General features: G+C 32.5%; 13 protein-coding genes. 6 read left to right on the top strand and 7 right to left on the bottom strand.

Translation table 11 applies throughout. The features are described from left to right. Position 1: 1 nt before the first annotated feature. From CJF12_RS01680 to CJF12_RS01665, 4 genes are all read right to left on the bottom strand, one after another. On the bottom strand, positions 2 to 1411 hold the full coding sequence (locus tag CJF12_RS01680; RefSeq protein ID WP_034685989.1) for a TolC family protein: 1410 nt from the start codon (positions 1409 to 1411) through the stop codon (positions 2 to 4). Between the two features lie 375 nt (positions 1412 to 1786). Beyond that, on the bottom strand, positions 1787 to 3961 hold the full coding sequence (locus tag CJF12_RS01675; RefSeq protein WP_034685987.1) for a prolyl oligopeptidase family serine peptidase: 2175 nt from the start codon (positions 3959 to 3961) through the stop codon (positions 1787 to 1789). A gap of 238 nt (positions 3962 to 4199) precedes the next feature. Beyond that, entirely contained in the window at positions 4200 to 6365 is a 2166-nt protein-coding gene (locus tag CJF12_RS01670) for a prolyl oligopeptidase family serine peptidase (protein WP_034685986.1), read from the bottom strand. A 239-nt stretch (positions 6366 to 6604) separates the two neighbouring features. Beyond that, positions 6605 to 8344 (bottom strand): helix-turn-helix domain-containing protein, encoded by a 1740-nt coding sequence (locus CJF12_RS01665; protein ID WP_034685984.1) that lies wholly within the window; start codon positions 8342 to 8344, stop codon positions 6605 to 6607. A gap of 292 nt (positions 8345 to 8636) precedes the next feature. Between CJF12_RS01665 and CJF12_RS19825 the strand changes: the two genes are divergently transcribed. From CJF12_RS19825 to CJF12_RS01650, 6 genes are all read left to right on the top strand, one after another. Continuing rightward, positions 8637 to 8801: a hypothetical protein gene (locus CJF12_RS19825; RefSeq protein WP_157759833.1), complete on the top strand. Its 165-nt coding sequence runs from the start codon at positions 8637 to 8639 to the stop codon at positions 8799 to 8801. 57 nt (positions 8802 to 8858) lie between these two features. Beyond that, positions 8859 to 8993: a hypothetical protein gene (locus tag CJF12_RS20325; RefSeq protein WP_262483420.1), complete on the top strand. Its 135-nt coding sequence runs from the start codon at positions 8859 to 8861 to the stop codon at positions 8991 to 8993. Between the two features lie 265 nt (positions 8994 to 9258). Further along, positions 9259 to 9903 carry a hypothetical protein gene (locus CJF12_RS01660; RefSeq protein WP_131329559.1) on the top strand — a complete coding sequence of 215 codons (645 nt, stop codon included), beginning with the start codon at positions 9259 to 9261 and terminating at the stop codon, positions 9901 to 9903. Between the two features lie 18 nt (positions 9904 to 9921). Beyond that, positions 9922 to 10107, top strand: coding sequence for a hypothetical protein (locus CJF12_RS19820; RefSeq protein WP_131329558.1), 186 nt, complete (start codon positions 9922 to 9924; stop codon positions 10105 to 10107). A 32-nt stretch (positions 10108 to 10139) separates the two neighbouring features. Then, positions 10140 to 10667: a TlpA family protein disulfide reductase gene (locus tag CJF12_RS01655; protein ID WP_034685982.1), complete on the top strand. Its 528-nt coding sequence runs from the start codon at positions 10140 to 10142 to the stop codon at positions 10665 to 10667. Beyond that, positions 10654 to 12765 (top strand): peptidase domain-containing ABC transporter, encoded by a 2112-nt coding sequence (locus tag CJF12_RS01650; protein ID WP_034685980.1) that lies wholly within the window; start codon positions 10654 to 10656, stop codon positions 12763 to 12765. The genes CJF12_RS01655 and CJF12_RS01650 overlap by 14 nt, the downstream gene beginning before the upstream one ends. Positions 12766 to 13036: 271 nt before the next feature. On the opposite strand, the gene CJF12_RS01645 is transcribed toward CJF12_RS01650, so the two are convergent. The 3 genes from CJF12_RS01645 to CJF12_RS01635 all read right to left on the bottom strand — a co-directional run bounded on the left by CJF12_RS01645 (position 13037) and on the right by CJF12_RS01635 (position 20835). Beyond that, positions 13037 to 14011, bottom strand: coding sequence for an IS110 family RNA-guided transposase (locus CJF12_RS01645; RefSeq protein WP_051887338.1), 975 nt, complete (start codon positions 14009 to 14011; stop codon positions 13037 to 13039). A gap of 406 nt (positions 14012 to 14417) precedes the next feature. Then, a complete protein-coding gene (locus CJF12_RS01640) occupies positions 14418 to 14906 on the bottom strand; it encodes an ecotin (RefSeq protein ID WP_034685979.1) in 489 nt (162 codons plus the stop codon). Between the two features lie 40 nt (positions 14907 to 14946). Continuing rightward, positions 14947 to 20835: an alpha-2-macroglobulin family protein gene (locus tag CJF12_RS01635; RefSeq protein WP_034685978.1), complete on the bottom strand. Its 5889-nt coding sequence runs from the start codon at positions 20833 to 20835 to the stop codon at positions 14947 to 14949. Positions 20836 to 20845 lie beyond the last annotated feature (10 nt).

Genomic DNA, 20845 nt, shown 5'->3' with positions numbered 1-20845 from the left:
ATTAATAAAGTTTCGCAATATCCAGCTCCTGAGTAGATCTCATTAGCTCTATTCCAGCTCTTCGCTGATTAAAAATTGCGTTCTGATATTCAAGTTCTGCCATTTCGAGATCACTTTCAGCTTCTATCAACTGTGAAGATTTGCTCATTCCGTATCTAAATTCTTTTTCAGCCTGTACGAGAGCATTTTTAGCCAATTCTTTTTCTTTGCTTTTTAACGTGATCTGTGCGGTTGCGATATCGTAATTAGTTTGGTTATTGGCTAAGTTCAAAGTTAGTTTTTTAAGCGCATCCTCTTTCTGGTTCTGTAAAACTTCCTTTCCTATTTTAGCCGTTTCTTCAGCATGTTTCCCTTCCCTTCCATCAAATATTTCCCATTTAAAACCAACTCCGGCAGTAAGCAGAGGTAAAATATTAATATTGGTAGGTCTCCAGTCAAGCTTAGCTCCCTGGTATCCCAAAGCAGGAACTGCAGGAATAACATTTTCCGAAGTTTTAATTCTGCTTCCGTACAATCCAATATAATAAGCAGAAGCCATCAGCTGTACTTTTGGAATCATCCATGTCCTTTCTGCCTTGATCTTATAATCCGCAGCCACAATTCCATGGTCTAATGCACGAATTTCCGCCCTTTCTTCAATTCCTTTTTCGGATACAAGCATATCAACGGGTGACAAAACCGGCTCTATCATTCTAAGACGTTCTTTACTAATTCCCGTCAGTATATAAAGCTGGGTAAGAAGAAGTTCTTTTTTGCCCTCATATTCTACAATTTTAGCATTCAGGGTTGCCTGAGCCAGCTCAATTTTCTTATGATCGTAGGGTGTAATTAACCCATATCCTAATGCCTTATCTGCTGTTTTTCTGTTAATGTCCAGCCTTTTCTTACTTTCATCCAGAACTCTTTTCGACTGATGGATCAAAGCCAACTGATCATATGCCTTGGAAATACCGGCTACAACCTCATCTCTGGTCTTTTCTAACAGGATGTCTTCAGAAACCTTTTTTTCTTCAACAGCTTTTTTCAGATACTTTACCTTACCACCGGAGTACAGCAGCATTTTAGCATCCGTTTTCGCAATCCCCGAAAAACCGGAAACATTCAGATTGTTATTATACCTTCCTTCAGGTATCGTAATAAAAGGTTGAAGATTGATTTCAGGGGAAGTAAGACGAGCAGTCGCATTAATGTATCCGATCTGTCCGCTAACTTCTAAAGTCGGAAGAAAGATATCTTTTAATTTGTGCTCATCAAGATCTGTAAGCTTATTCTTAGTGATCTGCATTTTAAGATCAGAATCCCGAATCATCGCACTATCTAAAAGTTCTTTAAAATCCGGCGCCGATTGCGCCCAACCAAAAACTGGAAGTACAAAAAAACCAAAGGTAAAAATCAATAAATTGTTTTTCATGGTTCATGTTTACAACAAATATAATGCAAAAAAATGTTAAATCCTCCAAGATAATTCGCCTGACCAGTGAATTTAAGGAATGTTTAGCGGAAACCCTCTGTCAGACAGTTTTCATCAGGGATCGTTTAAAGAAAGTTTAAATCGAAAATATTTTTTATTTGAGAAAATTTCCATGGAATAAAAAGCTTATTTGTATGCTTTTATATACTCTGTCATTTCGACGATAGGAGATTGCCAAACTAAATAAAAAAACTCCCCAACAATGTGGGGAGCTTAGTATCTAACTAGAGAATAAAAATCAATATTAATTTGATCATTTTATAAAATAATATGGTCCATAGATCCATAGATTAATAGAAGAAATATCACATTCTATTATTTTAAACTTTCTTGGGGCTGGTAGTCAGGGTGGCCTAACTGCCAGAAAGCAAAAGCAAACGCATCAGCTAAATTATCGTATATTTGTGCAACAGGAATATCTCCTCCATGCCCTCCTTCATAATCAATCTTTAAAAGATTGGGATTTTCTGAGATATTATAAGCTAGTAATTTTGCTGCAAATTTTGTTGGCATCCATGGAGGTACTCTGGGGTCGTTAATACCAGAAGTGACTAAAGTTGTGGGATATTTTTCTCCTTTTTTAAGATGTTGATAAGCATCCATTTCTAATAATGCTTTGAACTCCGATTCAATACCTAAAGAACCAAATTCCTTTGCACTATTTAAACCATTTGGAGTAAACTCCATTCTTGATGAGTTTACAATACCAGCATCAATAATCGCCACTTTAAATAAGTCAGGTCTTTCAGTCATAGCCCTACCAATAGTAATCCCGCCTGCACTTGCTCCCCAAATCGCTATCTTTTCAGATGATGTATAATTTTCTTTAATCATATATTCAGCGCAAGAGATTAGGTCTTTCCAAGAATTTGGTTTTGTAGTTTTATATCCTCCTTTATACCATTCCTCACCTTTTTCACCTCCACCTCTTACATGAGCTATTGCAACAATACCTCCTTGTAAAGCCCAAAGCATATAGGTCTTTGCAAAGTATGGACTATTCTTGTAAGCATATGCACCATAAGCATCCACAAGTAAAGGATTAGACTTGTTTTTTTTAATATTTTTATTGTAAATCAACGAAAGAGGAATATCTAATCCATCGTACGATTTCACAGTAATCTCTTCAACAACAACATCTTTAAGTTCTGGATATTCAATAACAGGTGCTAGATTTTCAGCAGCGAATTTGCCAGTCAATGAATTATATTTAAACCATTCTGTTTCATTTTTCCAACCACTACAACTTATCCAAAAATCATTGGAATAATTATCCTGAGTTAGAACTGAGACATCACCTGCTAAAAATGGTAAAATCAACAGTTCACTTTTTTTGTTTTTATATAAATATAATTTAGATTCTACTCCATTCTTCGAAGTATTGAAAACAAAACCATCCCTTATTTTGTATACAGCATTAATGACTTCGTTTCGTATATTTGGGATTACTATATTAGGATTTTTAAAATTAGGGTTTTCTAATGAAGTGCTATATATAGCATTAGTTCCATTTTTTTCTGAAATATAGATAATAGTATTATCTATAATTATAAAGTCCGTAATTTTATCCTCTTTGCTGAATAAAAAGTTCCATTGTTTTTTTTTATTAATATTCTTAATATTCATGTAATAAGTATCCTTAAATTTTGTGGATCCAGATGCATACCCAAATAAATATTTAGAGTCTTTTGATAGGAGTTTTACACGAGGAAAATCCTCAGATTTTATTTTTAATTCAGGGTTATTCTTCTTGGATAACAAAACATTAAGCTTTTTAGGATTATCCCCTATTCTATATAGAACAGATTCCATATTTCTTAAAAATAATGCTGAATTAGGATCAATAACAGGATAATATAAATAAATAAAACTATTATTATCTGGCAGCCACGATATTCCTCCGCTATCAGCAGGCCAACAATTTGTAATAATATATGGAAGTAATTTGTCTTGTATCAAATCATAAATTATCATTTCTGAAATTTCTTTACCACTTTCTGTTAAGGCAATAGCGATTTTAGAACCATCATAATTAGGTTTAATATAATTAATTTGATATTTTTTTTTATTTTCGGGATTATAGTTTTGGGGATTGAAAATCTCTTTTTCAATTCCATTAAATCCTTTTCTCAAAAATACTCTTGCAGTATTTTCTTGCGGCTTTTGTTTTAAATAAAAGTAAAAATCATTTTCTGTAATATTAATATTAGATACAGAAAATGATTTTCTTTTATCAAATTCTAATCTTTTATCAATATAATATTGCCTATTAGGAATGTTTTGAAGAATGGATAAAGAATATTTTGTCTGATCCTTCATCCAATTCATAGTTGAGGGATCATTTAAATTTTCTAAATTTCTATACTCATCGACTATTTTAATTCCAAAGTATTCGTCAGTTATTAATTTAGAGGGTGCTAGATTATACTTCTGAGCATTAATCATTCCAATACAAATACAAATACAAAAAATTAAATTTAATTTACTCATTATATTATCATTTATCTGGATGTAGGAAGTGTTCCAGTATCCCCTCCGGTTGTATTGCCCCCCATTATTCCAAGCATATTATTTTCATTACCCCCTTCATTAAAACAAAAAAACTCTCCAATAGTGAATGGAGCTTAGATCTAAACTAGAATAATAACAAATATTAATTTGATCATTTAAAGGATTTCTTACAACATGATAACATATTTATAGAAATTGATAGAAGAAATATGATGTTCTATTTTTTTAGACTTTCCTGGGGCTGGTAGTCAGGGTGGCCTAACTGCCAGAAAGCAAAAGCGAAAATATCTGCTATATCCTCATAAGCCTTTTTCTTGGTTTTATCTCTTCCATGACCTCCATCAAAATCAACTTTCAATAAAATAGGATTCTTTGAAGCATTCTCGCTCATCAATTTTGCTCCAAACTTTGCTGACATCCATACTGGTACTCTCGGATCATTGTACCCTCCAGTTATCAAGGTTGCTGGATACTTTATTCCTTTCTTTATATGATGGTAAGAGTCCATTTCATATAAATAGTTAAACTCATCTTTATTTTTAACCGTTCCAAACTCTTTTATCCCGTTTGCTCCATTTGGAGAAGACTCCATTCTTATAGTATTTAGGAATCCTGCGTTTATAATTACCGCTTTTATTAAATTCGGTTTTTCTGTCATAGTTCTACCCATTACTATTCCTCCAGCGCTACTACCCCAAATAGCAGTTTTATCCGGGGTTGAATACCCTTTTTCATGCATATATTCTATACAGGAAATAAAATCCTTCCAGGAATTAGACTTTGTCTTTTTATATCCCCCCAAATGCCATTCTTCCCCTTTTTCTCCTCCTCCTCTTATATGAGTATATGCCACTATTCCTCCTTTTGCAACCCATAATAAAGCGATTCTTGCATAAACAGGATTAGAAGAAATACCATATGATCCGTATCCCAAAACTAACAAGGGTAACTTCTCCGTCGATTTTAATTCTTTGTTATAAATAATTGATAGAGGAATGTCTTCTTCTTCATGAGATTTCACTGTTGTCTCTAAAACTTTAATTTCCTTAAAATCAGGAGACTCTATAATCAAGTTTATATTTTCAGGAATAAATTTATTTTCAGAGACATTATACTTATATGTTTTATTAGCACTATTCCACCCTGAAAAAGTAGCCCAAGCATCAGAATACTTATTTGATTTCGTTGCAAGATTGATACTTCCTGCAGAACCAGGTAAAACAATTTCCTGAAGTTTTTTTTGCAAACCATAAAAATATAACTTAGCCTCTACACCATTTTTTGTAGACGTAATAAATAAACCATCGTGTGTAGAATATATCGTTTCAATCACTTCTCCTTTTATTTCATTGATAATGATTTCAGGATGTAAAAAATCTGGATTTTTTATTGAAGTACGTGCAACAAAATTATTTTTCACCCCTTTAGCACTCACAAAATATAAATCGTCTTTTACCATTGTATAATCAACCACTTTATCTTCTTTTCTATACAGTGACTTCCAGCCTATATGTTTATTATTTAATTCTGAAATATCAGCATAATAAGTGTCTGTAAAATTGGTAGCTCCTCCGATATTTCCTACTAAATAATTCAAATTATTTTTATTGATAGAAACCATAGGAAAATCCTCCGCCTTCAAATTCAACTCTGGATTATTCTTCTTTGATAATAGCGGATAAATTTTATTTGGATCATTACCAATTTTATATAGTACAGCAACCATATTTTTTAAAAACAGATCTGAATTACTATCTACTTCAGGATAATAAAGATAAATAAAACTATTATTGTCGGGTAACCAAGATACTCCACCACCATCAGATGGCCAACAATTCGTAACTATATAGGGTAATTTGGTTTTCTTTTCAACATAAATAATCACCATTTCTCCAATTTCTTTTCCTCCCTCCGTCAGGGCAACAACAATTTTAGATCCGTCATAATTAGGCTTTATATAATTAATAACATATTCTTTATTATTTTTTTTATACTCATCAGAAGTAAACAACAATTCTTCTTTGCCATTAAATCCGTTTCTAACATAAAGTTTTTGAATATTTTCTTTAACCTTTCTTTTTACATAAAAATATTGATCATTATCTGTAATTTGTAAATATGAGATCGAGTATTCATTTTCATTATCCATCTCATCAAGCTTATCAATTAAGTATTGTCGATTGGGAATCGCTTGTAAAACAACCCTGGCATAATCACTTTGATCCTTCATCCAATTGATTACAGATGAATTTTCTATATTTTCAAGATTACGATATTCATCAATTATTTTTTTTCCAAAGTATTCGTCAGTTAACGGGATTGGTTGAATTTGAGAAAATAAAATGTGATTATAAAAAGTCAAAAATGTGATTATATATTTCATATCATTATTAAGATCTGATGTAAAATAAAGATATAAGCACTATTTTATTCCTTACATCTTAAAAATCCCGAATTTAATTTCCAATATTTATTATTCAATTCTTGTAATAACATATCTTGTCCTAATATGATTTCTTCTATTTTTTCATGTAATTTTTTAATTTGGCACCTAATTATTATAGTATATCATTTAATTGATAAATCTCATATTAACCAAATTAATAATTTATTGATTTTCAACTACACATCATTTTCTTGCAAAATTTTTATATAATAAGAAGGTAAAGTACCTGTAATTTGTTTAAATGCTTTTGTAAAAGATTCCACATTATTAAAGCCCGCATCACCTGCAATAACAGCTATCTTTTTTAACCTTAATTTTTTATTTTCCTTTAGTTCGGTAATAGCAAAATTAATTCGCAATTCATTTAAATATTGTGAAAAATTTTTACCTTTTATTTCATTGATTACTTTGGACAAATAATCTCTATTGGTTTCAAAATCCTTAGATAACGAGTATAGTGTAATATTATTAGTGATAAACAATTTTTGTTCTTCAAAATCATGTAACTTTAGAATGAGAGCTTCTCTTACATTTTCAGGAATTTGATTTTTAGCTTTATTGACTTTTTCATCATTTAACATCTCATTGATTTGAATAGTTTGACTTTCCGGGCCTAGTTTCTCAGAGTTACCCAATTCATTAATTAACAAACTTTTATTATCCGAGTCGATTAGTTTTTGAGCCTGAATTCGATACAATTTTAATTTTCTCTGATTAGTAATATACAAATAGATGAATAGGAAAAGTAGTAACAAGCCCCCACCCAACCCCCAGTACAATACTGTATTTCGTTTATCTAGGTTTAAAATCAGCTTCTCTTTTTGCTCTAGTAACTCAGGAGTATCAAACTTTTGATGAATTTCTTTAGCAAATTTATAATTTGATGCATAAATAGTATCGTTTAGCTTTATAAGCCTATCGATCAAATAAACCTGCTGTTCTTTGTTCCCTTCTTCTTCATAATACTTTAAAGAGTTCTTGTATAATCCTATTAAATCCGGGCTTATGAAACTTATTCTTTTTTGCATGGAATCCATTTTATTAAAATAATAAAAGTATTCACGCTTATTATCCAATTTCTGGAAATTCATGGATAGATACATATATGTCATTCCAAGGCTTGTAGAATCATATTTTTTGAAATAGTCAATATTTTTCTTTAATCCATTAATTGATTGTTGATTATCTTTTAAATAATATTCAATAATATGACAAGCAAGGTCAAATGCCCTAAAATAATATTTCTTGTTATATACAAGACATTTAGCCCTTCCTATATTCGCATACTCATATGCTAAATCATGTTTTCCTACTGCATTATATGCAATTGTCAAACTATATAAAATAGCTAAGTAATTATTAGGATCTTTTTCTTCTTCATTTCTTATATAATTATAATTCTCTTCGAAAATCTTTAAAGCTTCTTCATAATCGTATGTGAGATATTTTATTTTTCCAATGACATTCCTAATTAGTACAATATTTTTTCTATTATTATTTTTTTTTGCAAAATCAAGTGCCTGCAAGTAAGAAGATAGAGCCTGGTCATATCTACTTGAGTTATAATATATATTGCCAATTTTATAAGTGCCATATGATAAATCATCTATATTGCTACTCTTGTTGATAACATTTTTTATACTATCAACATATTGCATATTTTTTTTTGATTTGGTAAAAAGTAAAAAATACCCATCTATTTGCTTTATATTATTTTTTTCATTTTTTGCTTTTGATAAAAAAGTATTTGCGTAAAGGATCGCTTTATGATCTACCCGGAACTCCTTACCATAGGATTTCTCTAGCTGGTCAAAAGTTTTATTTTTTAAAGAATCTGGAATACGGAACTCATTTACACTCTGAGAAAAGTATAAATCAGTACAAAATAAGAATAAAAGAAATAAAAATTTAGACATATGTGCTTTTAACACACAATAATACTACATTTTTATTATTTTCCTGATCAAATAACATATTATCCATTCATTGAATTCCAAAATTGACCAATTTTGAGTTTCATTATCCCAAGATTGATCAATTTTGGAATCCTTTGTTTGTGAGAAAAAAAAGACAAATGCATCTTTGCTTCAGAGAAAAACACAAATGTTTATTTTTTGTAACTGCGCAGTATACAATTAAACTTTGATCTGATCGACAAGCCCTTTCCAGGGATTAACAAAATTATTTATTAACTCTAAATCAAAAAAAATGAAAAAACTAAACATTTCACAAATGGAAAACTTACAAGGAGAAGGTTGGTGCAATCAAAATACTGCTCTATTCTTTGCAGGAATAGCAGTAGGAACAGCTTTGGCGGGTTCAGGAATTGGAACCGCGGCTGGAGCAGCTCTTTTATATAGCTGTATATTTTAACCTATATTATTAACTTTCAAATTATTATTTACAATGAAAACATTAAATTTAGATTCAATGGAAAACATGCACGCAGAAGGAGGCTGGGGTGCTTTCTTATCAGGTGTAGGGTGTGGCTACGGATTAGCTACAGCTGCAACAGGTATAGGTGTTGGTATAGCAATAGTTTCCTGTACAGCATTTTTTTTATAATTAAAGTTGAGGCTGTAATATTAACTATTACAGTCTCGTTTTAAACTCCGCCTCATCAAAGAGAATCAAACTCGTAAATTTTTCATTAAAAATCACAAATTATGATTAATAGATTATATACAAAGTACATTTTTTTAGCAGTTGCTATTGTTAATGCTATTCTTCAATTATCAGAAAAACCAATTAAGATTTCTAACTGGATAAGTGGTATAGGGTTTTTAGTTCTATCTATTATGCACTTCGTAAATGAAAGTAAAAAAAATAAATGAAAAATTTTATACTTTTCATAAGTATCATCCTATGCTATTTTCTACTCACCTATTTGGATAAGAATTTTATTACTACAAGTTCAAAAATGGTAGATTTCCTTGCGAAAGATTATCCTAATGAAATTGTGCAAAATTATATGGAGAGTCAGAAAAAATGGTGGTGGGTGAGCTATGCTGTAACACCTCTTTTTATAGGAATCAAGATTCTACTGGTTGCTTTCTGCCTTAATTTTATTAAGCTTTTAGATCTACCCGGTTTAGACAATATAAATTTTTCAGAATTTGTTTCTCTATCCTTGATAGCAGAATTTGTATTTATCATCGCTGGGTTCTATAAGTTTGTCAACTTTTATTGGATAGATACAGACTACACAATCGAAACTTTACAAACATATTATCCGATTTCTTTAATCAATCTTCGGGAATTTATCTCTATAGAAAAATGGCTCGCCTACCCTTTACAGTTAGTCAACCTTTTTGAATTCTTTTACTGGGGAATTCTTGCCTGGGGAATATGGGAACTTTCAGAGAAGAAAATCGGTTTTCCAAAATCTTTGGGTCTAGTGTTGATCACATATGGAATCGGCTTATTATTTTGGGTTTCAGTCGTTTCATTTTTTATACTTAACGCACAATATTAATCTGAAAAGATTTTTAGAATGAAAAGAAAAAGAAAAATAATATGGTATCTGAATATTACAGGAAGTACTCTATTATTAGGATACATCATATATAAAGTTTCTACATCTATCAAAGATGATAATGAACCATTCCCTCTTTTTTTGATATCATTATGGATATTGCTTACCATACAGTGTTTTAGAAACTGGGAAAATGATATATAAACCTGCTGTGTTGTATTTTACCGAAAAAACAAATGAAAAATAGAAAACTTTTAAAAACAGCAGCTATTATTCTTCCGTTTTTATTGATTGGAGTAATAGTTTATTTATTTGTAAACTTTCAAAAAAAGAAAGAAAAGATAGACGCATTGAAGAATGTTCCTACATTTCATCTTCAAACGATTGATGGCAATTCTTTTACTCAATATAACTTAGCTAACGATCAGGTTAAAATTATCGTGTATTTTAGCCCAAGTTGTCATTTCTGTCAGGCAGAAGCTGAGGAATTATCAAAAAACAACCACGACTATCAAAATATTCAATGGATTTGGATTGCCAGTGAACCTCTGGAAGACATCAAACAATTTGCCCAAAAGTATAATATGGATAAAGAGCCAAATATTCATTGGTGTCATGATGAAATGGCCAGACTCTATCAAAAACTAGGAATGAATTCTGTTCCTTATTTTTTGGTATATGATAAGAATAATCGATTAATTAAAAGAAATTCGGGGGCTATAAAACTAGACAAACTATTGGAAAATTTTGATGAAAGAAAATAAACGTATAAAAAAGACTTTCTCACTTCAGAAAGACCTAAAAGATTGCGGGATTGGATGCCTTCAGTCTTTGGTAAGGTATTATGGTGGAGATGTTCCGATGGAAACTTTACGTGAAAAAAGTGGAACCAATAAGACGGGGACTACTCTTCTGGGCTTATATCAATGTGCTCATTCAGTCGGTTTTGATGCAGAAGGATGTGAAGCGGATCTTAATGCGCTCATAGAACACGGCAAGCCCGTTATTTTACATACTATTATAGATCAAAAATTTGAACATTATGTTATATGTTATTCTTACAATCATGATGGAAATCATCAATTTCTTATCGGAGATCCTGCAAAAGGGCTAGAATACTGGACGGAAAATGATTTGGAAAAGGTGTGGCAATCTAAAACCTGCCTTACTCTGCAACCTAATGGTCAGTTTCAGAAAAAAGAACAAACAGATAAGGAGAAAAAGAAATGGTTAAAAAATTTGATTAAAGAAGATCAGGAAGCTATTTTTACGATTATTCTTCTCGGCTTTATTTTTACTTTACTAGGAATGTCCATGTCAATTTTCTCACAAAAATTAATTGATGATATTCTACCAAAGAAAAAGATATCCGTTTTATTATTAAGCATTTCATTTCTTGGATTTCTACTTTTTGCAAAAGTATTTATTCATGCCCTCAGGGAATTTTATATTATTAGACAAAGTAAATTATTTAATCAAAGAATTAATAAAAAATTTTACTCTTCCCTGCTCTATCTTCCAAAACTGTTTTTTGATAGTCGAAAAACAGGAGATTTTGTAGCAAGGCTCAATGATACTCAAAGGATACAAACAGTAATAAAACAATTGATTACCAATACAGCCGTTGATATTTTGGGTATTTTAATCTCAATAGGTTTTCTGTTCTTCTATTCCTGGAAACTTGCCTTAATTTGTATTATTGTTTCTCCTTTCATTTTCTATCTTATTTTCAGTTTCAATAAGAAAATTATCGAGAGCCAAAGAAATGTCATGCAGGCTTATAGTGCTAATGAAGCTAATTATATAGATAGTATCAGAGGTATAGAAGTAATCAAGGGGTTTTCCAAACAAGATCTATTCATTAAAAAAAATGAAACTATTTTTGGTTTTTTTCAAACAAAAATTTTCGAACTCGGAAAGCTTAACCTAACTATTTCACTATATTCCGGTCTAACTTTAGTTATTTTTCTTTTATTAATTCTTGCTTTTTCCTCTTATCAGGTTTTAAACAATCATCTTAAACTGGGTGAATTAATGGCTATTTTAGGCATTTCCAGCTCTTTGCTTTCTGCTATTACTAATTTAGCTTTGGTCATTATTCCCATACAAGAAGCCCAAATTGCTTTTGACAGAATGTTTGAATATTCTTCACTGGAAAAAGAAAAAACAAATGGTTTGGAAATTACAGATATTCAATCTATCGAGTTGAAAAATATTGATTTCAGGTTTAATGGGAGAAGCAGATTGCTCAATCAAATATCCTTCTCTCTACAGAAGGGAAATGTCACTTGTCTTCTTGGAGAAAGCGGAAGTGGTAAAACTACACTGGCAGAGATTTTACAAAAAAATTATCTGCCTGAAAATGGGGACATCATCATCAATAAAAATAGTTATTCACAAGATATTTCTATAAATAGTTGGCGAAGCTTAACAGGAATTGTTCCGCAAAATGTACAATTGTTCAATGCAAACGTTTTAGAAAATATTATTCTTGATCAGCAAGCCAATGAACAAAAACTACAAGCATTGCTATCACTCGGTTTTGACAGGTTTATTACCTCCCTATCTCAAGGATTTCTAACATTAGCTGGAGAAGATGGAATTAATTTATCGGGAGGCCAAAAGCAATTATTAGGTTGGATGCGTGCATTGTATCACAATCCACAATTGTTGATATTGGATGAACCTACATCTTCTCTTGATCAGGGAAATAAAAAATTTATTTATGATTTAATACAAAAACTAAAATCAGAAAAAATAATTTTCATTATTAGTCATAATCTAAATGAAGTAAAAGAAATTTCCGATGAAATCCTCTTTATAAAAGATAAGCGAATCTTTCAACACTCCAATTCAGGTTAAAATAATTAACTCTCTTTAAAACATTCTCTACAACACTATCGTATGAAAATCTGCTTCGTCCGTGTTCAGAAACCGAAGGCTCTACAAAGATTTGGATTAGCCACAGACAAGAAACATTTGCGCCATCTGTGAAATCTGCGGGATAATAAAATAATAGATTTTAAACCCCACTGCTTCCATTTACGTTTAAGTACTATGTTTAGATTCCTTCATTCCGCTTCGCTACATTCTGAATGACACACGTTCTGTTTTAGCTTTGTCATTTCGATTTCTATGACATTTCCAATTGATTTTGATAAAAAGTTTTGTTTTTAATTAACGAATAAATTCGGTGTATAATTTTGTTTCGTACCGCATTTAAAACAGACATTTTATTTTTACCTTCTGACACTTTTCTTAGATAGTAGACAGCCAAATCATTTTTAAACCGAATAGCGCTCATTGCAGCGAGATGAAGAATTTTTTTTAATTCCTTATCTGCCAGGGGGGATACTTTTGATTTGTACTTCAATGAAGTACCAGATTGATACTCAAATGGCGCTACACCAGCATAGCAGGACATTTCTCTGGCAGATTGTATCTCGGTAAAGCCGTTGGTTTTAATAAGCATGTTAGCAGCCAAAACTTTGCCTACACCTGGTATCGTTTGAATTCGATGATATTGATCTTTCAAGACTTCGTCATTTTCAATAAGATAGAGGATTTTATCTTCAATGAATGAAATCTGTTTGTCTAATAAGGCAATGAAGTCCTTATTGAGTTTTAAAAGGTCTTTATCCTGCATTCCTTTTAGAAGCGACTGGTCTGCTAACTGGGTGAGTAAAGCTGCTCTTATTTTAACACGGAGTCTTCTCTCAGTATTTAAGAGTTTGATTTTTTGTAGTGTTTTACTGCAAGGACTCCAGATACGTAGATCAATATGGTGTTTTTCTAAGAATAAAGCGATTCTTTTACTGTCTATTTTGTCATTCTTACCTCTTACCAGGCCTATACTTCTCTTTATATGAAGTGGATTAATAACATAAACCTTAAATTCAAAAAGGGGTAAAACTTCATAAAGGTGATAATTATAACGGCCAGTATTCTCCATAGCTATCATCACTTGGTGTTCTTTAAATTCTTTAAAAAACTTTTTTAATGCTTTTACCGTGTTTTCTATCGTAAAAAACTGAAAGGTAGAATCAATAAGTACACTAATATCGAGAGTAAGCTTGCTCACATCAATGCCAATAATTACATTTTTCATAAATTTGTTTTTGCATATTAATAAGAAGAGATCTTATCATTAACTCAACTCCTTGATAATGGGTCATTAGCCCGAATTTCTATCTGAGATTGTGATAAGAAAGTGTTTAAGTCTTAATCGAAATATGAGTTTTACTCTAAGACAGGGTTAGTTTACTTAAACACTTTTCTCTTCTTTAATTCTATAAATTTAACTATTTACAAATCTAAAGGACGATAGGAGAAATCTCTTGATGATCCTGATACTCTATGAGATTCTTCACTCCGCTGTTTCAGCTCCATTCTGAAATCGAAGATTAGACGAAGCCAATGACAAATATATTACCAAAAATACCATTCGTGCATTCATGGCTAAATAAAAAAACTCCCCAACAATGTGGGGAGCTTATTGATTATTCGTATTTCAATTACCTTTGAACTGCTTTTTTCATGGCAGTATCAGGACGCAGTACTCTGTATCGTACTTCTAAGTCTTTTGGTACATAGAATACCAAAGGTAACTTACTGTTATATCTCGTAATTTCAGGCTTAATATAAACAAATTTCTTAGTCATTTTCTTATCTAAACAAGCCATTAATGTTCCTGCTGTCTCTCCATTGGATTCCACTTCATAATAGTTATATCCCCAGCCTTGCAGATCCTGAGATTTTACACTTCCCATCAGAAAATAGTTGTTACAATCCAACATCTTTTCAGTACCTACAAAAAACTCAACTTTTAAGTCTTGTTCGTTTTTGGCAACAGGAAGCTGGATATACACCTGCTTGTATCCTTCTTTCGCTTTAGGAAACATTTCTATCTCCAATTTTTCAAACTTTTCTGCTTTTTTCTGAGCAAAAGTATTTACACCTACCATCATTACCAATCCAGTAATTACCAATTTTGAAAATTTCATTCTATTTCTTTTTTATTTACTATTCGCTATTAGCCAAAAATCATTCCAAAATCTGAATATTACTGCCTTTTGTATGCGCATTCATTTGCGGTGCATAATAATTCTGCATGGTAGTAATTCCATTGGAGAATTTTCCAGATGCGTTAGCTACAAAATCATATTCAAATACATATTTTCCTTTTCGCATATACTGAATATAGAAGTTGGTGGAAGCATCTTTTGTAGACTGATAATATCCCAGATTATTCTTCCATTGATATCCGGACAACACATCTACAGGCTCAAATCCTGCAGCACGCATATCCTTGATATGAATGAACTCCATAGGTCTGTCTGTATTCAGAATCATTCTTACCGTTACCTTATCTCCTACTTTTAGAGGGGTTTCGGCAGAGATTTTTTGCAACTCTTCTCCATTAACGGTTTTTATCTTTTTATAAAGTTCTTTGGTAATGGATATATAGCTTTCTGAAGACTTTATTTTATCCAGATCTTCATAATACTGCCAGAATAATCCTCCTTGTACAATTCCGGGACCTGGTTTTGTTACAGTAACCGTACCCAGATTTTTATCTATCACATCTGTTTTTATCGTAGACTTTACATATCCTGTCGCCTGTGTTTGCGGAACCAGTTCTTTACCACCCCAAACAATTGTTGCTTTATCACTTTCTGCACCCGTCCATGATTTTCCTGAATTCAGAATTGTGAAAATCACTTCAGAAGTTCCTCTCGAACTTCCCCACGAATTAACTTCTTTCTGGGTCACCAGCCATATCTTCATTTCTTCAATAAAGTTCTGATCATTCGGCTTCAGCTTGTTAAAGGCTTCCAATGCTCCTGCATGATTGACAATTTTTGAACTGAACCAGCCCCAATCATTAAGGTTCTGTTTCCAGTATACTCCCTGAGTTTTAGTGTCCGTAGAAGTTTCTTTAAGATAGGTCATCAATTTATCTGAAGTTTCTTTCAACCCGTAATCACTCATTAATAAAGCTGCACGGTGAAGTCCGAAGAATGTAAAATCAGTAATCTTTGCCGTTTTGGCTTTTTGTTTTACCAATGATTTCAGAGCAGCTCCTTTTCCTTTTAAAGGATATTGCTTTTCCCAATAATTTCTGGTATCCAAATAATCCAATGTCCAGTTATTCCACACATTTTCTTTTGTTTCATCAGCATATTTATTGATTTCATTATCTACATACTGTACCAATTGGGCTACCATTTCATTTTGCGCTGAACTCTGGTAATCTTTCACTTGATCTTTTAGCCATACATTGATCTTCCCTAGATTTTTAAGAATATACAGGGAAACTCCGTAAGAACTTGGATAACCTGAATACCAGGAGAAACCTCCATCCGGATTTTGTAATTTCCTGAAATCATCCCAATCCTGATTAATCGAATTCTTCATGGTATTGGCATCGAATAACAGAGCCAGCTTTTGCATTTGCTCCTGTTCATTTTTACTTTCCAGTACCCAAGGTGTTTCTTCAAGCAGCAATTGTTTCAGTTCCTGATTTTTTTCAAGATTTGAATTTAATAATCCTTTGCTCTGATATTCTTTGAAAACCGTTTTCATTTTCGGATTTGCTTTAAAGATTTCAGAAGCTAAAACATCTGCAAACCATTTATTGAAGATTACATCGGCAGAATTGTTCTGATCGTTTTTCAAGCTTGGCAGAGCAAACATAATTTCCCAGATCGGGTTTGTAGTCAGCTCCAACGTATTTGAAACATTAGCAAGTGTTGTTGAGTTTGCATCTTTAAGATTATCCAATACAAATGTTTTGGTTTCTCCTTCTTTTACAAAAACAGGAACGGCATCTGTCACCAACATTCTGTTGGGTAAAACGGCAATGGCCTGCTGCTCACCATCTGAGTATGCTCCCGCTTTTGCCACTACTTTTAAAATGATGGATGAAACATTGTTCGGAACTTTTACCTTCCATGTAACCGCTGAATTTCCATTTTCATTCAAATCAAAATTCTGGGTTCCGGAATTGATTCCGAATTTTGAAGAAATATCCTCATTGCTAAAAGCATCTAATATTTGTAAAACGGCAGAACCTGATAATCGTTTATTTGTAAGATTTGAAAGTTTTGATTGTAAATTCAGCTCATCACCCTCTCTTAAAAATCTAGGGTAATTAGGAGTTACTGAAAATTCTTTCTGAGTAACCACTTGCTTTTCTAATGTTGCAGCTCTGGCATCTTTGGTATGTGCTAAAAACATCAACTTCCATTTCGTTAACGCTTCAGGAGAAGTAAATTCAAAATTAACGTTTCCTTCTGCATCCGTTTTTAAAGCAGGATAGAAAAATGCAGTTTCATTCAGATTCTGACGAACCGGAACTTTCTCTAAAGATTCCTGAGATTCAGATTTCGCTCCTTTACTATTATTTTTCACATCTGTCACTTCTACTTCATGTGCCACTCTATCTTCCATTACTGTTAATTCCGATTTAGCAGCAATAGCGGTAGGCGGATATGCTGTCTTGTAGCCAAGCTCACGTCTGACCTGGATACCACCAGCCTTACCTCCTAATTCATTAAGTACGGTCTTATCATAGTAAAGAGAGTTGTCAAACCAGTCGAAAACCGGTACTTCAACAGATTTCCCATTAAAATACTTGACTCTCTTTTGATAGTACTTCTGTAAAAGGTCTTGTCTGATATCATATGACGTAATAACAGTGTATGGACTGTATATATTCTCCCAATTAAATGTATTCACGGCAAACTGATCCAAAGACATATCGTACATATTGGCAAGAACCTCAGCATTGATCTTTTCTTTATCATTCCCCGAAACCTTAACAGACCATTTTTCTTTTGAATTAGGTTCTAATTTATCTCTGAAAGTAACGGTCTCAATTTTTAAAGGCTGTTCTGAATTTTTAATTTTTAAATTAACCGACTCCGTCTGTACGTCATTAAAAGCAACCATTTGAAACTGAAGATTCAGGGCAGATATACTTTTATCTTTAGGGATTTCTACCTGGTATTCTAAAGTTCCGTTTTTCAGTTTTTGTGTTTCGGAAACGGTTTTTCCCGAACCATCCTGAACGAAGATATTAATCACGGCATCCGGAATAGCAGAGTACACATATACTTTTGCTTTTTCTCCTCTGGTCCATTCACTTTTAGGTTCAAGAACCGTCAGGAATGTTTTCTGATTCGGTTTTAAAGAATTTTTATCCCAGATACTGAAATTTTGTAAAGATTTAATAGTGTCTTTACCTTCAATATTATATAATTCCAATTGATAATCTCCGGCTTCCAATTTACCAAGATCAAGATCAGAGACCAAATCCGCACCAGGTTGCTGAACTTTATTGAAAAGAATTTTTTCAGCTTTCCAATTCTTCATTTCATCATTCTTATCAAATAGATCATGAGGAAATTTACTGATGAATTGATCTTTCGTTAATTGCGGCATATCCTGAACTGCATTCTCAAAATTCTTTCTGAAAATACGATCAGGAGTCTGTAGTTTAGACAATTTAGCCTGATATGATTTTTTAAGATTCTGTTCGTTATAGTTTTTCGTTTCAACTTTCACTTTTACATTATCTCCGGCAAAAGCGTTTTTGATTTCGTCTGCTTTGATATAATGGGAAACAGAAGCTACTTTTAACTGGGTATTAGCCGATTGAGTTTCTCCGTTAATATCTGTTACAGAAGCATTAATTTCATAATTATCAATCTGGATTCCTTCAAGGTTCTCATCTTTTTTAAGATCCAGACGAATAACAAATTCACCTTTTTCATTGGTTTTAGCCTCTCCAAGAATAGAGTTTTCATTGTCGTCTCCCTGAGGATACCACCAGAAATACCTCCATCGGATATTATGCTTTTTGATTTCATACTGTACCGTCGTATTGCTCAGAGCTACCCCTGAAAACATGGTAGCCTTTCCTTTAAGTTCTATGGTTTGACCGTACTTATATTCGTCTTTTACAGGATCGAAAGTCACTTCAAACTTAGGTCGTTTATATTCTTCAACCCTGATATCTTTATATCCCTGGGTTCCTCCATCCGTGCTTAGATAGAATGTACCGTTAAGCTTTCCTTTCGGCAGAATGAAACTCCCGTGATACGATCCGAATTCGTTGGTTGAGAAATTCTGTGTAGAAACTTCTTCGCTGTTAGCATCAAGCAATGTTATCTTTTGTTTTAATCCGGAGGCTACAGATTCTATTTCTTTATCAATTTTCGTATTGATTACTTTAAAATAAACGATTTGTCCCGGTCTGTAAATAGCCCTGTCTGTAAAGATCTGAGCTTTCGTACGGGCCACTTTATTAGGGTTATAATCTTCCGAACTTATACTATTTCCATAGACCTGCATGATTTGGTAATCATTGCTTTTAGGCTGTTGGATCAGAAATGTTCTGTAATAGTCATTACTTGCTGTGGAAGGAAATTTGAATACTCCTTTATCATTCGTTTTTCCATCAACTTTGTTTAAAGTCTTGTTGGCAACAAATTCATAAAAGGTAAGATTTTCATTGATGACAGCTTTACCATTGTCACTGTTGACCAGTTTCAATTCGTTGGCCAGCTGATTTCTGTCTGTTTTATTTTGATAGATGACCTTATTATTAGAAACTAAAAAATAAAAATTCTGTTTCCCGTCATTATCAGATCCCGCTACCAGATATTCTACAACATATACCCCTGAAGGAAGTGGTTTGATTTCCAAAGAGGTTTTATGAGACTGGTAATCTTTAGCATTGCCAAGCTGATACGTTTCCTTTCTTACAAGGTTCTTTTTCACTCTTGCAAAAGTATTCCCATAGGAATTCTTAATATACTGCATCAACGAAGTAAAGTCTTCTTTTACTTCGTAAATATGTAATGAAAATTCAGGAACATTCTTATATTCTGCCACAAAATGGATCGGCAGGTTAGCCTGGGTCTGCTGCTCATATTTAATGTTTAAAAGCGGGTTCGTGATCTGGCTCTCCTTATTTCTAATGTTTTCCAGAAAAGGAGATTTCGGATACTCACTTTTAGCCTGATTAGCAACGGCCAATGCTTCTTTGGATTGTTTCTTGGCGATCAGTTCATTCATGATAGCATCCATGATCAGAACTTTATAATCTCCTGCTTCATTAGATTTCAAAAGATTCTGAAGCTGTGCTAATTTATCTTTGCACTGGTTTAAATTGCAGTTCTCTGACAATTTCTGGTGCATGAAGTACAACTTTGAATTTCCATTGTTCTGAGCAATTAATTCATCAAAAATAGTATTGATCAGTGTTTTATTTTCCGTGATTTCATTTTTGGTAAAAAGACCGTTTTCTGATAAGAAATTGTTTTTTTTAAGAGAATACCAGTCCAACAGCGTTGGAAAATAAGTAATATCCTGTGTATTGGAGAAAGCTTCTTTATATTTTGCCAATGCAATTTTCTTCATTGCAGGCTTCTGCTGATCGAGCTCCTGAAAGCTTTTAGTCAGGTAATTTTTAAAATCCAGCTTACTCCATGTTTCAATCTGTGTGATATCCTGTGAGTTGATATTCGTTCTGCCATTAACCTGCCAGGCATTCTGATTATAGTAATCTAAAAAGAATCCGTTCAGGAGTACTTTATAAATGATCTTCTCATCCCCTTTTAATTGCTTTTCTGCATCTTGCAGTTTACTAAAAAACTTTGAGGCAGAATTATTCTGGTCATCGTCGGTAGTTTGGTTTACAATACTGAACTCAGCTTTCAGAGAACGGATCAGCTGAAGCGTATTATTTTCTTTCATAGCTTGTTTTTGTATGTCTAAAACAATGGGAAGATTTGATTTATAGGCTCCTTTCTTACTATTTTCTTCAATCTTTTTCCACTCCGTATCGTAATACTTCTGAGCGAAAACAGCTGAAAAATTCAGTGTTAAAAGCAAAAGCATAAAAATCTTGGAAAATCTTTTCATAAACGTTATT

It is taken from the genome of Chryseobacterium piperi (assembly GCF_002285635.2).
Lineage (GTDB): Bacteria > Bacteroidota > Bacteroidia > Flavobacteriales > Weeksellaceae > Chryseobacterium > Chryseobacterium piperi.
Note: the sequence above shows the minus strand (reverse complement) of the source record. Positions and strands in the feature narration are given on the sequence as shown.

What these genes read in the sequence shown, in the direction of transcription:
- CJF12_RS01680 (WP_034685989.1), bottom strand. Translation starts at nt 1,411, where the DNA reads ATGAAAAACAATTTATTGATTTTTACCTTTGGTTTTTTTGTACTTCCA.
- CJF12_RS19820 (WP_131329558.1), top strand. Translation starts at nt 9,922, where the DNA reads ATGAAAAGAAAAAGAAAAATAATATGGTATCTGAATATTACAGGAAGT.
- CJF12_RS01635 (WP_034685978.1), bottom strand. Translation starts at nt 20,835, where the DNA reads ATGAAAAGATTTTCCAAGATTTTTATGCTTTTGCTTTTAACACTGAAT.
- CJF12_RS01645 (WP_051887338.1), bottom strand. Translation starts at nt 14,011, where the DNA reads ATGAAAAATGTAATTATTGGCATTGATGTGAGCAAGCTTACTCTCGAT.
- CJF12_RS01655 (WP_034685982.1), top strand. Translation starts at nt 10,140, where the DNA reads ATGAAAAATAGAAAACTTTTAAAAACAGCAGCTATTATTCTTCCGTTT.
- CJF12_RS01675 (WP_034685987.1), bottom strand. Translation starts at nt 3,961, where the DNA reads ATGAGTAAATTAAATTTAATTTTTTGTATTTGTATTTGTATTGGAATG.
- CJF12_RS01660 (WP_131329559.1), top strand. Translation starts at nt 9,259, where the DNA reads ATGAAAAATTTTATACTTTTCATAAGTATCATCCTATGCTATTTTCTA.
- CJF12_RS19825 (WP_157759833.1), top strand. Translation starts at nt 8,637, where the DNA reads ATGAAAAAACTAAACATTTCACAAATGGAAAACTTACAAGGAGAAGGT.
- CJF12_RS01650 (WP_034685980.1), top strand. Translation starts at nt 10,654, where the DNA reads ATGAAAGAAAATAAACGTATAAAAAAGACTTTCTCACTTCAGAAAGAC.
- CJF12_RS01640 (WP_034685979.1), bottom strand. Translation starts at nt 14,906, where the DNA reads ATGAAATTTTCAAAATTGGTAATTACTGGATTGGTAATGATGGTAGGT.
- CJF12_RS20325 (WP_262483420.1), top strand. Translation starts at nt 8,859, where the DNA reads ATGGAAAACATGCACGCAGAAGGAGGCTGGGGTGCTTTCTTATCAGGT.
- CJF12_RS01670 (WP_034685986.1), bottom strand. Translation starts at nt 6,365, where the DNA reads ATGAAATATATAATCACATTTTTGACTTTTTATAATCACATTTTATTT.
- CJF12_RS01665 (WP_034685984.1), bottom strand. Translation starts at nt 8,344, where the DNA reads ATGTCTAAATTTTTATTTCTTTTATTCTTATTTTGTACTGATTTATAC.